The organism is Pseudomonas vlassakiae (assembly GCF_014269035.2).
Classification (GTDB): Bacteria; Pseudomonadota; Gammaproteobacteria; order Pseudomonadales; family Pseudomonadaceae; genus Aquipseudomonas; species Aquipseudomonas vlassakiae.
In genome coordinates this window covers 101,154-118,932 of record NZ_JABWRP020000005.1, presented here as the reverse complement: position 1 = coordinate 118,932, position 17,779 = coordinate 101,154, and the positions used below count along the sequence as shown (strand labels likewise).

Below are 17,779 nucleotides of genomic sequence, written 5' to 3'. Positions count from 1 at the left end.
TACCCGCTTTGCAGGTGGTTGGGCGGCTTTTGGACCAGGCTGTTACACCCGCCCCAATGCCATCGCATGATGGCGCAGGTGCTCATCGATGAAGCTGGCGATGAAGTAGTAGCTGTGGTCATAACCAGGCTGCAGGCGCAGGGTCAGCGCATGTCCGCCTTTGCGTGCGGCCTGCTCCAGCGTTTCAGGCTTGAGCTGCTTCTCGAGGAAGTCATCACGGTCGCCCTGGTCCACCAGCAACGGCGGGCACTCGCCTGCAGCGGTTTCCGCCAGCAGCACACTGGCATCCCACTCGCGCCAGCGCGCGCGGTCTTCGCCCAGGTAGCGGCTGAAGGCCTTCTCGCCCCACGGGCAGTCCATCGGGTTGCTGATCGGCGAGAACGCCGACACCGAACGATAGCGCCCTGGGTTGCGCAAGGCACACACCAGCGCGCCATGGCCCCCCATGGAGTGGCCACTGATGCTGCGCTGGTCGGACGCCGGGAAGTGCGCCTCGATCAGTGCCGGCAGCTCCTGCACGACATAGTCGTGCATGCGGTAATGCTGCGCCCAAGGCTGCTGGGTGGCATTGAGGTAGAACCCTGCGCCGAGACCGAAGTCCCACGCGCCGTCAGGGTCGCCCGGCACCTGCTCGCCACGCGGGCTGGTGTCGGGGGCGACGATGATCAGGCCGAGCTCGGCAGCCAGGCGCTGGGCGCCGGCCTTCTGCATGAAGTTCTCGTCGGTGCAGGTGAGGCCGCTGAGCCAGTACAGCACCGGCAGCTTCTCGCCCTGCTCGGCCTGCGGCGGCAGGTAGACGGCGAACACCATGTCGCAGCCCAGCACCCTGGAGTGATGCCGGTAACGCTTGTGCCAGCCGCCGAAGCTCTTCTGGCAGGAGATGTTATCCAGGCTCATGGCTCACCTCAGAAGTGGATCACGCTGCGGATGCTCTTGCCTTCGTGCATCAGGTCGAAGGCCTTGTTGATGTCCTCCAGGCCCATGGTGTGGGTGATGAAGGTATCCAGCGGGATTTCGCCCTTCTCGGACATTTCCACGTAGCTTGGCAGCTCGCTGCGGCCACGCACGCCACCGAATGCCGAACCCCGCCAGACGCGCCCGGTCACCAGCTGGAACGGACGGGTGGCGATTTCCTGGCCGGCACCGGCGACACCGATGATCACCGACTCGCCCCAGCCCTTGTGGCAGCATTCCAGGGCCGCGCGCATCAGTTGCACGTTGCCGATGCACTCGAACGAGAAGTCCACACCGCCGTCGGTGAGGTCGACGATCACTTCCTGGATCGGGCGGTCGTAGTCTTTCGGGTTGATGCAGTCGGTGGCACCCAGCTGGCGGGCGATCTCGAACTTGGCCGGGTTGATATCGATGGCGATGATGCGCGAGGCCTTGGCCTTGACTGCGCCGATGACTGCCGACAGGCCGATGCCGCCGAGGCCGAAGATGGCCACGGTGTCACCGGGCTTGACCTTGGCGGTGTTGAGCACTGCGCCGATCCCGGTGGTGACGCCGCAGCCGAGCAGGCAGACCTTCTCCAGCGGGGCTTCCTTCTGGATCTTGGCCACGGAAATTTCCGGCAGCACGGTGTACTCGGAGAAGGTCGAGGTGCCCATGTAGTGGAACAGCTGCTGGCCTTTGTACGAGAAGCGAGTGGTGCCGTCCGGCATCAGGCCCTTGCCCTGAGTGGCACGGATGGCCTGGCACAGGTTGGTCTTGCCCGAGAGGCAGAACTTGCACTTGCCGCATTCCGGCGTGTACAGCGGGATCACGTGATCGCCCACCGCCACCGAGGTCACGCCCTCGCCCACTGCTTCGACGATCGCACCGCCTTCATGACCCAGGATCGACGGGAAGATGCCTTCCGGGTCAGCGCCGGACAAGGTGTAGGCGTCGGTGTGGCAAACACCGCTGGCGACCACGCGCAGCAGCACTTCGCCGGCCTTGGGCATGGCCACGTCGACTTCGACGATTTCCAGGGGTTTCTTGGCCTCGAAGGCAACGGCAGCACGGGACTTGATCATCACAGGGTCTCCAGACAGAGGATCGATTCAGTCCCGCAGTGTAATCCAGGCGCTTTTGGTGAATAATCCAGGTAAAGCCAAAACATTATTGCCATACAGGGATAATCCATGAGCAGCCGTTGGGAAGGCATCGACGAATTCGTCGCCGTGGCCGAGTCGGGCCAGTTCACGGCGGCAGCCGAGCGCCTGGGCGTGTCGTCGTCGCACATCAGCCGGCAGATCGCCCGCCTGGAAGAACGCCTGCAGACCCGCTTGCTGTACCGCAGTACTCGTCGGGTAGCCCTGAGTGAAGCCGGGCAGACCTTTTTGCAGCATTGCCAGCGCCTGCAGGACGGCCGCGAGGAAGCGCTGCGCGCCATGGGCGACTTGGCCAGCGAACCCAAGGGGCTGCTGCGCATGACCTGTGCGGTAGCCTATGGTGAGCGTTTTATCGTGCCGCTGGTGACGCGTTTCATGGCGCTGTATCCGCAACTGCGGGTCGAAGTGGAACTGAGCAACCGCACCCTCGACCTGCTGCACGAAGGCATGGACCTGGCGATCCGCCTCGGCCGCCTGGCAGACTCACGGCTGGTGGCCACGCGCCTTGCACCGCGGCGCATGTACCTGTGCGCGTCGCCAGCGTACCTGGAGCGTTACGGGCGGCCGCACAGCCTGTCGGAACTGGCCCGGCACAATTGCCTGATCGGCAGTTCCGACCTGTGGGCCTTGCAGCAGGATGGCCGCGAGATCAGCCAGCGGGTGCAAGGCAACTGGCGCTGCAACAGCGGCCAGGCAGTGCTGGATGCGGCGCTGCTGGGGATGGGCTTGTGTCAGTTGCCCGACTATTACGTGCTCGAGCATCTGAACAGTGGGGCGCTGGTGTCGTTGCTGGAGGGGCATCAGCCGCCGAATACGGCGGTGTGGGCGCTGTATCCGCAGCAGCGGCACCTGTCGCCTAAAGTCAGACGGCTCGTGGATTATCTCAAGGAAGGGTTGGCCGGGTTGCCTGAGTACCGGCATGGCTGATGCGTTGGCCTTGTCGGCCTCTTCGCCGGTAAACCCGCGAAGAGGCCGGATCAGAAATACGCCGATCAGCGCCGCCCGGCCCAGCGCTGGCGCAGCCATTCCAGGTCTTCCGGCCGGGTCACCTTGATGTTGTCGCTGCGCCCTTCGACCAGCCGCGGCGCCTGCCCAGACCATTCGATGGCCGACGCTTCATCGGTCACTACCACATCGGAAACCAGGCTTTCGGCCAAGGCCCGATGCAGCGCCCCCAAACGGAACATCTGCGGCGTGTAAGCCTGCCAGATGGTACTGCGATCGACCGTCGCGGCAACCCGCCCATGGGCATCGGCGCGCTTGAGGGTATCCCGTGCCGGCACCGCCAGCAGGCCGCCGACCGGATCATCGGCCAGTTCCGACAGCAGCTTGTCGAGGTCGCTGCGCGCAAGGTTCGGCCGTGCCGCATCGTGCACCAGCACCCAGTCGTCGTCCGAAGCCCCTTGGGCATGCAACAGCAGCAAGGCACTGAGCACCGAGTCGGCGCGCTCGTCACCACCCGCTGCGCGCTGGATGCGCGGGTCGTTGGCGCAGCGCAGCCCCGGCCAGTACGGATCGTGTTCGGCAATGCTGACCACCACGCCCTTGAGCGAGGGGTGGCCAAGAAAACAGTCGAGGCTGTGCTCGAGAAGGGTCTGCCCCGCCAGCTCCAGATATTGCTTGGGGCGGTCGGCAGCCATGCGGGCACCGACGCCCGCAGCAGGAATCACGGCCCAGAAGGCCGGCAGTGTTTCAGTCATTTTTGCGGCAACTGGAAGAGGGTTTCGCCCTCTTTGACCATTCCCAGTTCATGACGAGCCCGCTCTTCGACGGTCTCCATACCTTTCTTCAACTCCATCACCTCGGCATCGAGCACACGGTTACGCTCCAGCAGCCGTTCGTTCTCGGCATGCTGTTCGTCGATCTGCTGCTTGAGCTCGGCCACTTGCGCCAGGCTGCCGTTACCCACCCAAAGGCGGTACTGCAGGCCACCGAGCAGCAGGAGCAGGACAAGGAACAACCAATAGGGACTGCGCATCAAGGTATCCAGGTTAAAGACCGCCGCACACGGGCGTCATATAGCACGAAGCCTGGCCGAGGCCAGGCTTCGTTGACAGAAACCCGCATGAAGCGTCAGAAATTTCACTATGAAACTTCCGACAGCCTCGGCTGCTGTCTTTTTACCATCTCTTGCTTAGCCGCGAAACTCGGCACGACCACGGTAAACCGCTTTGGCGCCCAGTTGCTCTTCGATGCGCAGCAGCTGGTTGTACTTCGAGACGCGGTCGGAGCGGCACAGCGAGCCAGTCTTGATCTGGCCAGCAGCGGTACCCACGGCCAGGTCGGCAATGGTCGAGTCTTCGGTTTCACCGGAACGGTGCGAGATCACCGCGGTGTAGCCGGCAGCCTTGGCCATCTGGATGGCTTCCAGGGTTTCGGTCAGCGAGCCGATCTGGTTGAACTTGATCAGGATCGAGTTACCGATGCCCTTCTCGATGCCTTCCTTGAGGATCTTGGTGTTGGTCACGAACAGGTCGTCGCCGACCAGCTGGACCTTGGCACCGATCTTGTCGGTCAGGATCTTCCAGCCAGCCCAGTCGGACTCGTCCAGGCCGTCTTCGATCGAGATGATCGGGAAGCGCTCGGTCAGGCCTTTCAGGTACTCGGCGAACCCTTCGGCATCGAACGACTTGCCTTCACCGGACAGGTTGTACTTGCCGTCTTCGTAGAATTCGGAAGCCGCGCAGTCCAGGGCCAGGGTCACGTCGGTGCCCAGCTTGTAGCCGGCTTTTTCGACCGCTTCGGCGATAGCGCCCAGAGCGTCTTCGTTGGACGCCAGGTTCGGAGCGAAACCACCTTCGTCACCCACGGCGGTGTTCAGGCCACGGGCCTTCAGCACGGCCTTGAGGTGGTGGAAGATCTCGGTGCCCATGCGCAGGCCGTCGGAGAAGGTCTTGGCGCCCACTGGCTGAACCATGAACTCCTGGATGTCGACGTTGTTGTCGGCGTGCTCGCCACCGTTGATGATGTTCATCATCGGCACCGGCATCGAGTACTGGCCCGGGGTGCCGTTGAGGTTGGCGATGTGCGCGTACAGCGGCAGGTCCTGATCCTGTGCAGCGGCCTTGGCGGCAGCCAGGGACACGGCGAGGATGGCGTTGGCGCCCAGCTTGGCCTTGTTCTCGGTACCGTCCAGTTCGATCATGGCGCGGTCCAGGGCCTTCTGGTCGGAAGGATCCTTGCCCAGCAGCAGGTCACGGATCGGGCCGTTGATGTTGGCGACGGCCTTCAGCACGCCCTTGCCCAGGTAACGGCTCTTGTCGCCATCACGCAGCTCCAGCGCTTCGCGCGAGCCGGTGGAAGCACCGGACGGCGCGCAAGCGCTGCCGATGATGCCGTTGTCGAGCAGTACATCGGCTTCCACGGTGGGGTTGCCACGCGAATCGAGAACTTCACGACCTTTGATGTCGACGATTTTTGCCATTGTTGTAAGCACTCCAGAATTGACGAAAACAACGCAACTTTAGGGAATTCTTGCCTTGCACCAGGCGGGGACGCAGCAGGCAGGCCTGGCAGAAGCAACCCCTGACCGAACGGTCAGGGGTAGATCGGGGCGTACTTTACCCGAGAAATGAGCCTTGCGCGGCTTTAACCGTCGGAAAACTCATCAAACACCTGAAAAAATCAGGCCTTGTTCTTCTGCGCCAGGGCCGCCTTGACGAAGCCGCTGAACAGCGGGTGACCGTCACGCGGGGTGGAGGTGAACTCCGGGTGGAACTGGCAGGCAACGAACCATGGGTGGTCCTTGGACTCGACCACTTCAACCAGCGCGCCGTCTTCGGAACGACCGGAAACCACCAGGCCAGCGTCCACCAGCTGTGGCAACAGGTTGTTGTTGACCTCGTAACGGTGACGGTGACGCTCGGTGATCACATCCTTGCCGTAGCAATCGTGCACTTTGGAACCGGCAGCCAGCTGGCAGTCCTGGGCGCCCAGGCGCATGGTGCCGCCCAGGTCGGAGGCTTCGTTACGGGTCTCGACGGCACCGGTGGCATCAGCCCACTCGGTGATCAGGCCGACCACGGGGTGGCCGCTGTTGCGGTCGAATTCGGTGGAGTTGGCGTCCTTCCAGCCCATCACGTTACGGGCGAATTCGATCACGGCCACCTGCATGCCCAGGCAGATGCCCAGGTACGGTACCTTGTTCTCACGGGCGTATTGCACCGCGGTGATCTTGCCTTCCACGCCGCGCAGGCCGAAACCGCCCGGTACCAGGATGGCGTCGGCGCCTTCGAGCAGGCCGGTGCCCTGGTTCTCGATGTCTTCGGAATCGATGTAGCGCAGGTTGACCTTGGTCCGGTTGGTGATGCCGGCGTGGCTCATCGCTTCGATCAGCGACTTGTACGCATCCAGCAGCTCCATGTACTTGCCGACCATGGCGATGGTGACTTCCTGCTCAGGGTTGAGCTTGGCATCGACCACCTTGTCCCACTCGGACAGGTCGGCGCTGTTGCACTGCAGGCCGAAGCGCTCGACGACGAAGTCGTCCAGGCCCTGGGCGTGCAGCACGCCTGGGATCTTGTAGATGGTGTCGACGTCTTCCAGCGAAATCACCGCACGTTCTTCGACGTTGGTGAACAGCGCGATCTTGCGACGCGACGAGGCATCGACCGGGTGGTCGGAACGGCAGATCAGCACGTCAGGCTGCAGGCCGATGGAGCGCAGCTCCTTGACCGAGTGCTGGGTCGGCTTGGTCTTGGTCTCGCCAGCCGTGGCGATGTACGGGACCAGGGTCAGGTGCATCAGCATGGCGCGCTTGGAACCCACTTCGACACGCAGCTGGCGGATCGCCTCGAGGAACGGTTGCGACTCGATGTCACCCACGGTACCGCCGATTTCCACCAGGGCCACGTCGGCATCGCCGGCACCCTTGATGATGCGACGCTTGATTTCGTCGGTGATGTGCGGGATGACCTGGATGGTTGCGCCCAGGTAGTCACCACGGCGTTCTTTACGCAGCACGTGCTCGTAGATACGGCCGGTGGTGAAGTTGTTGTTCTGGGTCATGGTCGTGCGGATGAACCGCTCGTAGTGGCCCAGGTCAAGGTCGGTCTCGGCGCCATCGTGGGTGACGAACACCTCACCATGCTGGAACGGGCTCATGGTGCCCGGGTCGACGTTGATGTACGGATCCAGCTTGAGCATGGTGACCTTCAGGCCCCGCGCTTCCAGGATGGCCGCCAGGGATGCCGAGGCAATGCCTTTCCCCAATGAAGAAACAACACCGCCCGTGACGAATATGTAGCGCGTCATGAAAAACCCTAGAAGTCTGCGTTAAGGCGGCCAGCGCCGCCGGAGAAAGCGAAGGAAGGCCGAAGCCCCCGATCACCTGCGTCAATCACAGTGCATCTCGAAAAACTGCCGCGTCTGTACAGACCAGGGGGATCCCCGGCATGGAGCTCGCTCGTCATTTTCAGGATCAGCCCAGCAAAAAACTGCTTGGTAATCGGCAACTGCTGTGTTTCCGGGGAAGCCACAGAAGTTGTATCAAGAAGGGAGGGTAGTCTACCGGAATGTACCCTTCAGCTCAAACCTTGCGCGTTCGTCGGCGGCTGCCAGTGAAGCTGGCAATCGGCCTGCGCCAGCGAAGGCAGATTGGCCACCGCCAGCAGGCGCTCGCCACAATATAGCAACGGCAGTCGCGGGCGCACGAAGTGCGGGACCTGCAGCTCGTTGAGCAGGCGCTTGAGGTCGCGCCGGCCGCGGCCGGGGATGTCCAGCACCTCGCCGCCCTGGCGGTAGGCGACATGCAGGCCGCTCATCGGCCGAGTGCAGACCAGCCGCACGCTGCCGTTATCCGGCAATTCCAGGGCTGCCCCGGGCTCACGCCAGGCCACCTCCCCGGCAGGTTGTTTCAGCCAGTCGCCACTCAACCACCAGATACGCCCATGGCTACGTACCACCTGACCATCGGCAAGGCGCCAGATGGGTTGCGCATCCCCTGCCGCATCGCGCAGGTCTGCCCAGCCGGCCCAATGGCGGGTATCGGGCAAGCGGGTGCGGCGGCTTAGCCAGTATTGCAGGGCATTGCGCTGACGCGCGGGCGACAATGTGCCGAGCATGGCCAGATCGAGCGAGTCCAGCTGCGGCCAGGCAAGGGAAGCGCCCTCCCCGGCCTGAGCCAGATCAGTGCGTGCCAACTCATCGAGCAGGCCAAGCGCTTCGCCCAGGTGCTCCGCAGCGCGGGCAAAGTTCTGGCTGGCCTGCGGCCAACGCTGCTGCAGCAGCGGGAACACTTCGCCACGCAGGTAATTGCGGGCAAAGGCCGTGTCGTCGTTGGAAGGGTCTTCTATCCAGTTCAGGCCGTGGGCCTGGGCGTAGTCATACAGTTGCTTTCGGGAAACATCCAGCAATGGCCTGACCAGGCTACCCTGGCCCAGCGGCCGTTGCGTGGGCATCGCCGTCAGGCCGCGCAAGCCGGCACCGCGCAGCAGGCGCAAGAGCAATGTTTCGGCTTGGTCGTCGCGGTGCTGGGCAGCGAACAAGATGTCACCGGGGCCGAGGACACGCCTGAAGGCGGCATAACGGGCGTCGCGGGCGGCCTGTTCGAGGCTGGCGCCTGGGCTGACCTCAACGGGAATGACCCGGAGCTCGATGCCGAGCTGGTCACAGATCGACTGGCAGTGGGCTGGCCACGCGTTCGCAGCGGATTGCAGGCCATGGTGGACATGCAGGGCACGCAGCGGGGGTGCCGGGTGGTTGCGGGCGTGCCTGGCCAGCATATGCAAGAGGACGGTGGAGTCGAGGCCACCGGAGTAGCCGACGTACCAGGCGGGGGCTTGCAGCCAGGGGGTGAGGTTGATCATGAGGGCCTCACTTGGCTTGAGAAAACCGAGAACCCGCACCCACGAGGGCCGCGGAGCGGCCCCGGGATCTACTTAGAGGCCGTAGCTCATCAGGCGCTCATAACGACGGGCCAGCAGCGCATCGTTATCGAGCTTGCCGAGCATGTCCAGCTGCTGCACCAGGTCGGCGCGGATGCTTTCGGACATCTTGACCGGGTCGCGGTGGGCGCCGCCCAGCGGCTCCTGGATGACCTTGTCGACGATGTTCAGGCTCTTCAGACGCTCAGCGGTGATGCCCATGGCTTCAGCAGCGTCGGCGGCCTTGTCGGCAGTCTTCCACAGGATCGAGGCGCAGCCTTCCGGCGAGATGACCGAGTAGGTGGAGTACTGCAGCATGTTCAGCTGGTCGCACACGCCGATGGCCAGTGCACCGCCGGAACCACCCTCGCCGATCACCGTGGCGATGATCGGGGTCTTCAGGCGTGCCATGACGCGCAGGTTCCAGGCAATGGCCTCGCTCTGGTTGCGCTCTTCGGCGTCGATGCCCGGGTAGGCGCCCGGGGTGTCGATGAAGGTCAGGATCGGCATCTTGAAGCGCTCGGCCATTTCCATCAGGCGGCAGGCCTTGCGGTAGCCCTCTGGGCGCGGCATGCCGAAGTTGCGGCGTACCTTCTCGCGCACTTCGCGACCTTTCTGGTGGCCGATGACCATGACTGGCTTGCCGTCCAGACGCGCCGTACCACCGACGATCGCGGCGTCGTCGGAGAAGTGGCGGTCACCGTGCAGTTCTTCGAACTCGGTGAAGATGTGATCCAGGTAGTCCAGGGTGTATGGACGACGTGGGTGACGGGCCAGGCGGGCGATCTGCCAGCTGGTCAGGTTGCCGAAGATGCTTTCGGTCAGGGTGTTGCTCTTGTCTTGCAGACGGGCAATTTCATCGCTGATGTTCAGCGAGTTGTCGTTGCCTACCAGGCGCAGGCCTTCGATCTTGGCTTGCAGGTCGGCAATCGGCTGTTCGAAATCGAGAAAATTCGGGTTCATAGTCATCCGTCTTGGGTCTACGGCCAGGCGGCCGGCCGGTTGATCCGTTTGGCGCCCTACCTTAAGGGATCAGGCGCATATAGGTCGAGATTAAATTTCGTCGATTCAACGATATTGCAGGAAGACGTTCTCACGCCCGAACTGGTCACGCAGCGCCTGAATCAGGCCATCAGCCGGGTCGATCTTCCACTGCTCGCCGAACTGCAACATGGCCTTGGCATCGCTGCCGGTGTACTCCAGCGTGATCGGGCAAGCCCCACGATGGCGGGTGATCAGTTCGCCCAGCCACTTGAGGCGGTCGCCCTTGAGCGCTTCGTGTGCCACTTTCAGGCGCAGGCTTTCGGCCAGCTTGGTGCGTGCGTCCTCCATGGTCATCACCTGCTTCACCCGCAGGCGCAGGCCGCCAGAGAAGTCATCGTTGCTGACCTCGCCCTCGACCACCACCATGGCATCAGTCTGGAGCAAGGACTGTGCCGCCATGTAGGCGTCGGCAAACAGCGAGGCCTCGATGCGCCCGGAACGGTCATCGAGGGTGACGAAGCCCATCTTGTCGCCCTTCTTGTTCTTCATCACCCGCAACGCAATGATCATCCCGGCGATGGTCTGGGTCTCGCGCGACGGCTTGAGGTCGATGATGCGCTGGCGAGCGAAACGGCGAATCTCGGTCTCGTATTCGTCAATCGGGTGGCCGGTGAGGTACAGGCCCAGCGTGTCCTTCTCGCCCTTCAGGCGTTCCTTGAGGGTCAGTTCGCGCACCTTGCGGTGGTTGGCGTAGACATCGACATCCGCCGCGTCGAACATGCCGCCGAACAGGTCGACGTGGCCGCTGTCAGCGGTATGCGCCGCCTGCTCGGCGGCCTTGATGGCTTCGCCCAGGGCCGACAGCAGGGTCGCGCGATTGCGGTCGATATTGGCCTGATAGGCCTTGATCTCGTCATGGAAATACGGGCCCAGACGGTCCAGCGCACCACTGCGGATCAACGCATCGAGGGTGCGCTTGTTGACCCGCTTGAGGTCGATACGCTCGCAGAAGTCGAACAGGTCCTTGAACGGGCCGCCCTGGGCACGCGCCTCGACAATGGCCTCCACCGGGCCTTCGCCGACGCCCTTGATGGCGCCCAGGCCGTAGACGATGCGCCCGTCGTCGTTGACGGTGAACTTGAAGTCGGAGAAGTTCACGTCCGGCGCGTCGAGGCGCAGTTTCATGCTGCGCACTTCCTCGACCAGCACCACCACCTTGTCGGTGTTGTGCATATCCGCCGACAGTACCGCAGCCATGAACGGCGCCGGGTGGTGGGTTTTCAGCCAGGCAGTCTGGTACGACACCAGGCCATAGGCGGCGGAGTGGGATTTGTTGAAGCCGTAGCCGGCGAACTTTTCCACCAGGTCGAAGATGTTACCGGCCAGGTCCGCATCGATATTGTTGTTGGCACAACCTTCGATGAAACCACCGCGCTGCTTGGCCATCTCCTCGGGCTTCTTCTTACCCATCGCACGGCGCAGCATGTCGGCGCCGCCGAGGGTATAGCCTGCCATCACCTGGGCGATCTGCATCACCTGTTCCTGGTACAGGATGATGCCGTAGGTGGGCGCCAGTACCGGCTTCAGGCCTTCGTACTGGTAGTCCGGGTGCGGGTACGCCAACTCGGCGCGGCCATGCTTGCGGTTGATGAAGTCGTCCACCATGCCCGACTGCAGCGGGCCTGGGCGGAACAGCGCCACCAGTGCGATAAGGTCTTCCAGGCAGTCGGGCTTGAGCTTCTTGATCAGCTCTTTCATGCCCCGCGATTCAAGCTGGAACACCGCCGTGGTTTCGGCCTTCTGCAACAGCTCGTAGGTCTTGCGGTCGTCCAGCGGGATGAAGTCGATGTTGAGGTCTGGCAGGTTCTTCTTGGCCTGCTCGCGGTTGATGATCTCCATGGCCCACTTGATGATGGTCAGGGTCCGCAGGCCGAGGAAGTCGAACTTCACCAGGCCGGCGGCCTCGACGTCATCCTTGTCGAACTGGGTAACCAGGCCGCCGCCCTCTTCGTCACAGGCGATCGGCGAGAAGTCGGTGAGCTTGGTCGGGGCAATGACCACGCCACCGGCATGCTTGCCGGTACCGCGCGTCACGCCCTCGAGCTTCAGGGCCATGTCCCAGATTTCACGGGCGTCTTCGTCACCCTTGAGGAAGTCGCGCAGGATTTCTTCCTGCTCGTAGGCCTTCTCCAGGGTCATGCCGACTTCGAACGGGATCATCTTCGACAGGCGGTCAGCCAGGCCATAGGACTTGCCCTGTACCCGCGCCACGTCTCGCACCACCGCCTTCGCCGCCATGGTACCGAAGGTGATGATCTGGCTGACCGCGTTACGGCCATAGGCTTCGGCCACGTAGTCGATCACCCGGTCACGGCCGTCCATGCAGAAGTCGACGTCGAAGTCGGGCATGGAAATACGTTCAGGGTTGAGGAAGCGCTCAAACAGCAGGTCGTAGGCCAGCGGGTCGAGGTCGGTGATCTTCAGCACGTAGGCCACCAGCGAGCCGGCACCCGACCCCCGGCCCGGGCCCACCGGCACACCGTTGTTCTTGGCCCACTTGATGAAGTCCATCACGATCAGGAAGTAACCGGGGAAGCCCATCTGGATGATGATGTCCAGTTCGAACTTCAGGCGGTCCAGGTAGACCTGGCGCTTCTCTTCGTAATTCGGTGTGGTCTCTTTCGGCCACAGCACCGCCAGGCGCTCTTCCAGACCTTCGTAGGAGACGTGCCGCAGGTAATCGTCGATACCCATGCCATTCGGCGTCGGGAAATCGGGCAGGAAGTATTTGCCCAGCTGCACCTGGATGTTGCAGCGTTTGGCGATTTCGACGGTGTTGGCAAGGGCGTCGGGCAAGTCGCTGAACAGCTCGGCCATTTCCTCGGCCGATTTCAGGTACTGCTGGTCGCTGTAGATACGCGGCCGGCGCGGATCGTCGAGGGTCCAGCCTTCGCCGATGCAGACGCGGGTTTCGTGGGCGTCGAAGTCGGACTGCTTGATGAAGCGTACGTCGTTGGTGGCGACCAGTGGAGCGCCGAGTTGATCGGCCAGGGCCACGGCAGCGTGCACGTACTCTTCGTCGCCGGCACGATTGGTGCGCTGCACTTCGACATAGAAGCGCTCCGGGAACATGCCCATCCAGTCACGCAGCAGGGCTTCGGCTTCATCCTGGCGACCACTCATCAGGGCCATGCCGATATCGCCTTCCTTGCCGGCTGACAGGGCAATCAGCCCCTCGCTCGCGGGCGCGATCCATTCACGCTGGAGGATCACCAGGCCGTTGCGCTGGCCCTCGGTCCAGCCACGGGAGATCAATTCGGTGAGGTTGCGATAGCCCTTGGGGTCCATGGCCAGGAAGCAGATACGCGACAGCGGTGCTTCCGGGTCGTTGCCGGCCAGCCACAGGTCGGCACCGCAAATCGGCTTGATCCCGGCGCCCATGGCGGTCTTGTAGAACTTGACCAGCGAGCACATGTTGCTCTGGTCGGTGATCGCCACCGCGGGCATGTTCATCCCCGCCAGCGCCTTGGCCAGCGGCTTGATCCGCACCAGGCCGTCGACCAGCGAGAATTCGGAGTGGACGCGCAGGTGAACGAAGGGAACCGACATGGATAGTCCTGTAGCAGTGCTGAACGACAAGGGCGGGATTGTAGCGCAATTGCGAGGGGATTTTGGGGCCGCCGCGCGGCCCCGGATCGTCAGATCAACGAGTCGATGAGGCCTTCGCGGGCTTCCCAGGCGGCCCGCACCGGGCCGAACGAGCGCCGATGAATGGGCGTCGGGCCCAGGCGCTCGAGGGCTTCGAGGTGCACAGGCGTTGGGTAGCCTTTATGCCCGCCAATGCCGTAACCCGGGTAGATCAGCTCGAATGCGCTCATCTCCCGGTCCCGGGTCACCTTGGCCAGGATCGATGCGGCAGCGATTGCCGGCACCTGGCTATCGCCTTTGACCACTGGCGACGCCGGTACCGCCAGCTTCGGGCAACGGTTACCGTCGATCAGTGCCAGCTTCGGCGTCACATGCAACCCTTCCACCGCTCGCTGCATGGCCAGCATGGTGGCATGGAGGATGTTCAAGCGGTCGATTTCCTCGACTTCGGCGCGGGCGATGCAGAAGCTCAAGGCTTTTTCGCAGATCTCGTCGAACAGCGCCTCGCGCTTGGCTTCGGTGAGTTTCTTCGAATCGTTCAGGCCAAGAATCGGCCGCGCCGGGTCGAGGATCACCGCCGCCGTGACCACCGCACCGCACAGCGGGCCGCGGCCAACCTCGTCGACGCCGGCGACCAGGTCTTCGACCAGGTTGAAATCCAGTCCAATCTGCATGTCAGCGGTCCTTGAGCAGGGCCAGCACCGCGTCGGCAGCCTGGTTGGAGGCGTCGCGGCGAAGGGTGCGGTGAATCTCGTCGAAGCGTTCGGTCTGCCGGGCACCGTCGGTGACCAGCGGCGCCAGGGCCTGGGCAAGGGCTTCGCTGGTCGCGGCATCCTGCAGCAGCTCAGGCACCAGTTCACGCTGGGCCAGCAGGTTGGGCAACGACACGTAGGGACTTTTCACCAGACGCTTGAGAATCCAGTAGGTCAACGGTGCCAGGCGGTAGGCTACAACCATCGGCCGCTTGTACAACAGCGCCTCCAGCGTGGCGGTACCCGAAGCGATCAACACCGCGTCGCAGGCAGCCAGGGCCCGGTGCGACTGGCCATCGAGCAAGGTCAACGGCAAGTCGCGCCCTTCGAGCATCTGCTCGATCTGAGCACGACGCGCTGCGTTGGCGCAAGGCAGCACGAAGCGCACGCCAGGCACCCGTTCGCGCAGGCGCTGAGCGGCGTCGAGGAACAGCGCGCCCAGGCGCCCGACCTCTCCACCGCGGCTGCCCGGCATCAACGCCACCACCGGCCCATCAGCCAGGCCCAGTTCGTTACGCGCAGCCTGACGGTCTGCCGTCAACGGAATGGTGTCGGCCAACGGATGGCCGACAAACCGCACCGGCACGCCCTGCTCTTCATAGAAGCGGGCTTCGAAGGGCAACAGCGTCAGCATCAGGTCGCAACCTTCGCGAATCTTCAGCACGCGCTTCTGCCGCCACGCCCAGACCGACGGGCTGACGTAATGTACGGTCTTGATCCCGGCCTGACGCAGTTTCAGTTCGATATTGAGGGTGAAATCGGGGGCATCGATGCCGATGAACACATCGGGCTTCTCGTCGATCAAGGTCTGGATCAGCACCTTGCGCCGCTTGAGCAACTCACGCAGGCGCCCCAGCACTTCGACCAGGCCCATGACCGCCAGGCGTTCCATGGGGAAGTAAGACTGAAGGCCTTCGGCCTCCATCAACGGGCCGCCCACACCGATGAAACGCACATCGGGATGGCGCGCCTTGAGGGCGCGCATCAGACCAGAACCGAGGATATCGCCGCTGGCCTCACCTGCGACCAGAGCTACGCAAAGCTGCGCCATGTCAGCGGGTGATGCCGCGGGCAGAGTTCACGATCGACTGGCGGAACAGCTCGACCTGTTCGTGCTTGGCGGCCAGTTCGTCCAGCTCTTTGATCGCCTCTTCCACGGTCAGACCCTGGCGGTAGACGATCTTGTATGAACGGCGCAGGGCATGGATGACCTCGTCGCTGAAACCACGGCGGCGCATGCCTTCGAAGTTCATGCTACGGGCTTCGGCAGGGCTGCCGAACACCGTGACGAAGGCCGGCACATCCTTGCCGATCGCCGTGCCCATGCCAGAGAACGCATGGGCGCCGATGTGGCAGTATTGATGCACCAGGGTGAATCCGGACAAGATCGCCCAATCGCCCACGTGCACATGCCCGGCCAGCGCGGTATTGTTGACCAGGATGCAGTGATTGCCGATGACGCTGTCATGGCCGATATGGGCATAGGCCATGATCAGGTTGTGATCGCCCAGGGTGGTTTCCGAACGGTCCTGGACCGTACCACGATGAATGGTCACCCCCTCGCGGATCACGTTGTGATCACCGATCACCAAGCGTGTCGGCTCACCCTTGTACTTGAGGTCAGGGGTGTCTTCACCAATCGAGGAAAACTGGTAGATACGGTTGTGCTTGCCAATCCGGGTCGGCCCTTTAAGCACGACATGGGGGCCAATGACGGTGCCCTCGCCGATTTCGACGTCGGGGCCGACGATCGACCACGGGCCAACCTCGACGCCCTCGGCCAGCTTGGCCGAGGGATCGATGATCGCCCGCGGATCAATCGAACTCATAGGGAGCGTTCCGCACAGGTGATCTCAGCCGAGCACACCGGCTTGCCGTCGACCAGGGCGCGGCATTCGAACTTCCAGATCATGCTTTTGCGGCTGAGGAACTTGGCTTCCAGTACCAGCTGGTCGCCCGGCAGCACCGGCTGACGGAAACGCAGCTTGTCGGAACCGACGAAGTAGTACAGGGTGCCATCGGCCGGCTTGGCATCGAGCATCTTGAAACCAAGGATGCCGGCCGCCTGGGCCATGGCTTCGATGATCAGGACGCCCGGCATGATCGGGTGAGCCGGGAAATGGCCATTGAAGAACGGCTCGTTGATGCTGACATTCTTGTAGGCACGAATGCTCTGGGCCTCGAAGTCCAGATCCGTCACGCGATCTACCAGCAGGAACGGGTAGCGGTGAGGCAGGTATTCGCGAATCTCGTTGATGTCCATCATTTCGGGGGGAAGCCTGTAATAAGAATAGGGAGCGCAGGTGCTGACCACACGCTCCTTTTGCAGTCCAAAGAGGAGCCAGCTAGCGACTGTTCACTCTTGCTCAGGAAATGGTATCAGCCTTCTGATGTCGGCTGGCCACCTGAGGTCACGGTATCGACACGTTTTTCCAGCTGCTGGAGCCGTTTGGCCATGTCATCGAGCTGGCGAATGCGCGCCGCGCTCTTGCGCCAGTCAGCCAGGGGCTGCATGGCCGTGCCGGATGAATAGGAACCAGGTTCGGTGATCGAGCGGGTCACCATGGTCATTCCGGAAACAAATACGTTATCGCAGATATCGATATGCCCCACCAGGCCCACGCCCCCCGCCAGCATGCAATGCTTGCCGATGCGCGCACTGCCGGAGATGCCGACACAGGCAGCCATGGCCGTGTGATCACCGATCTGCACGTTATGGGCGATCTGGATCTGGTTGTCGAGTTTGACCCCATCACCGATCCGGGTGTCGGACAACGCGCCTCGGTCTACGGCGGTGTTGACGCCGATCTCGACGTCATCGCCGATGGTGACCCCGCCAATCTGGGCGATCTTGCGCCAGATGCCCTTCTCGTTGGCGAAGCCGAAGCCCTCACCGCCGATCACTGCACCCGACTGGATGACCACACGCTTGCCAATGGTCACGTCGTGGTAGAGCGTGACGCGCGGTGCCAGCCAGCCACCTTCGCCGACCACGCAACGCGCACCGATGAAGCAATGCGCCCCGATGCTGACGTTGGCGCCGATGCGCGCACCGCTTTCGATGACCGCGAACGGCCCGATACTGGCACTCGCATCCACCTGGGCATCCTCCGCCACCACGGCGCTGGGATGAATACCCGCCACAGCCTTGGGTTTGGGGTCGAACAGGTGGGAGATACGCGCATAAGCCAGGTACGGGTCAGCCACGACCAGGGCATTGCCGGCAAAGCCTTCGGCGTCCGCAGCCTTGAGCAGCACCGCGGCGGCCTGGCAGTTGTCCAGGTATTTGCGGTATTGCGGGTTGGCGAGGAAGCTCAATTGACCGGGGCCAGCCTCCTGCAAGGTAGCCAGCCCGGTAATCTGCAGCGCTTCAGGGCCTTTCAGTGTGGCCCCGAGGGCCTCGGCCAGCTGGCCGAGCGTCATGGTCACGGTCATA

15 protein-coding genes are annotated in these 17,779 nt (G+C 63.1%); 1 reads left to right on the top strand and 14 read right to left on the bottom strand.

Features of this window, described 5'->3' with window-relative positions:
• Window positions 1-42: 42 nt before the first annotated feature.
• Window positions 43-897: an S-formylglutathione hydrolase gene (gene fghA / locus HU738_RS08570; RefSeq protein WP_176506546.1), complete on the bottom strand. Its 855-nt coding sequence runs from the start codon at window positions 895-897 to the stop codon at window positions 43-45.
• Between the two features lie 8 nt (window positions 898-905).
• The gene (locus tag HU738_RS08565; RefSeq protein ID WP_016712915.1) at window positions 906-2,018 is read right to left on the bottom strand and encodes an S-(hydroxymethyl)glutathione dehydrogenase/class III alcohol dehydrogenase; all 1,113 of its coding nucleotides are present in this window, start codon (window positions 2,016-2,018) and stop codon (window positions 906-908) included.
• Between the two features lie 108 nt (window positions 2,019-2,126).
• Between HU738_RS08565 and HU738_RS08560 the strand changes: the two genes are divergently transcribed.
• Window positions 2,127-3,023 (top strand): LysR substrate-binding domain-containing protein, encoded by an 897-nt coding sequence (locus HU738_RS08560; protein WP_054885357.1) that lies wholly within the window; start codon window positions 2,127-2,129, stop codon window positions 3,021-3,023.
• A gap of 65 nt (window positions 3,024-3,088) precedes the next feature.
• Here the strand turns inward: HU738_RS08560 and ispD are convergent, their stop codons facing one another.
• The 12 genes from ispD to lpxD all read right to left on the bottom strand — a co-directional run bounded on the left by ispD (window position 3,089) and on the right by lpxD (window position 17,778).
• Window positions 3,089-3,796: a 2-C-methyl-D-erythritol 4-phosphate cytidylyltransferase gene (gene ispD, locus HU738_RS08555; RefSeq protein WP_186603186.1), complete on the bottom strand. Its 708-nt coding sequence runs from the start codon at window positions 3,794-3,796 to the stop codon at window positions 3,089-3,091.
• A complete protein-coding gene (ftsB, locus tag HU738_RS08550; RefSeq protein WP_054885359.1) occupies window positions 3,793-4,074 on the bottom strand; it encodes a cell division protein FtsB in 282 nt (93 codons plus the stop codon). Before ftsB ends, ispD begins: the two co-directional genes overlap by 4 nt.
• A gap of 156 nt (window positions 4,075-4,230) precedes the next feature.
• Complete coding sequence (eno, locus tag HU738_RS08545; protein WP_176506548.1) at window positions 4,231-5,520, bottom strand: phosphopyruvate hydratase; 1,290 nt, start codon at window positions 5,518-5,520, stop codon at window positions 4,231-4,233.
• Window positions 5,521-5,720: 200 nt separating this feature from the next.
• On the bottom strand, window positions 5,721-7,349 hold the full coding sequence (gene pyrG, locus HU738_RS08540; RefSeq protein ID WP_186603187.1) for a CTP synthase: 1,629 nt from the start codon (window positions 7,347-7,349) through the stop codon (window positions 5,721-5,723).
• A 269-nt stretch (window positions 7,350-7,618) separates the two neighbouring features.
• On the bottom strand, window positions 7,619-8,902 hold the full coding sequence (gene tilS, locus HU738_RS08535) for a tRNA lysidine(34) synthetase TilS (RefSeq protein WP_186603188.1): 1,284 nt from the start codon (window positions 8,900-8,902) through the stop codon (window positions 7,619-7,621).
• A gap of 72 nt (window positions 8,903-8,974) precedes the next feature.
• Window positions 8,975-9,922, bottom strand: coding sequence for an acetyl-CoA carboxylase carboxyl transferase subunit alpha (gene accA, locus HU738_RS08530; protein WP_054885363.1), 948 nt, complete (start codon window positions 9,920-9,922; stop codon window positions 8,975-8,977).
• 105 nt (window positions 9,923-10,027) lie between these two features.
• Window positions 10,028-13,552, bottom strand: coding sequence for a DNA polymerase III subunit alpha (dnaE, locus tag HU738_RS08525; protein ID WP_186603189.1), 3,525 nt, complete (start codon window positions 13,550-13,552; stop codon window positions 10,028-10,030).
• Window positions 13,553-13,641: 89 nt separating this feature from the next.
• Complete coding sequence (rnhB, locus tag HU738_RS08520) at window positions 13,642-14,265, bottom strand: ribonuclease HII (protein WP_176506552.1); 624 nt, start codon at window positions 14,263-14,265, stop codon at window positions 13,642-13,644.
• Window position 14,266: 1 nt separating this feature from the next.
• Window positions 14,267-15,394: a lipid-A-disaccharide synthase gene (gene lpxB / locus HU738_RS08515; protein WP_176506553.1), complete on the bottom strand. Its 1,128-nt coding sequence runs from the start codon at window positions 15,392-15,394 to the stop codon at window positions 14,267-14,269.
• Between the two features lies 1 nt (window position 15,395).
• Complete coding sequence (gene lpxA / locus HU738_RS08510; protein WP_176506554.1) at window positions 15,396-16,172, bottom strand: acyl-ACP--UDP-N-acetylglucosamine O-acyltransferase; 777 nt, start codon at window positions 16,170-16,172, stop codon at window positions 15,396-15,398.
• Window positions 16,169-16,609 carry a 3-hydroxyacyl-ACP dehydratase FabZ gene (fabZ, locus tag HU738_RS08505; protein WP_003252314.1) on the bottom strand — a complete coding sequence of 147 codons (441 nt, stop codon included), beginning with the start codon at window positions 16,607-16,609 and terminating at the stop codon, window positions 16,169-16,171. The genes lpxA and fabZ overlap by 4 nt, the downstream gene beginning before the upstream one ends.
• Before the next feature lie 113 nt (window positions 16,610-16,722).
• Window positions 16,723-17,778, bottom strand: coding sequence for a UDP-3-O-(3-hydroxymyristoyl)glucosamine N-acyltransferase (gene lpxD, locus HU738_RS08500; protein WP_054885368.1), 1,056 nt, complete (start codon window positions 17,776-17,778; stop codon window positions 16,723-16,725).
• Window position 17,779: the final 1 nt, after the last annotated feature.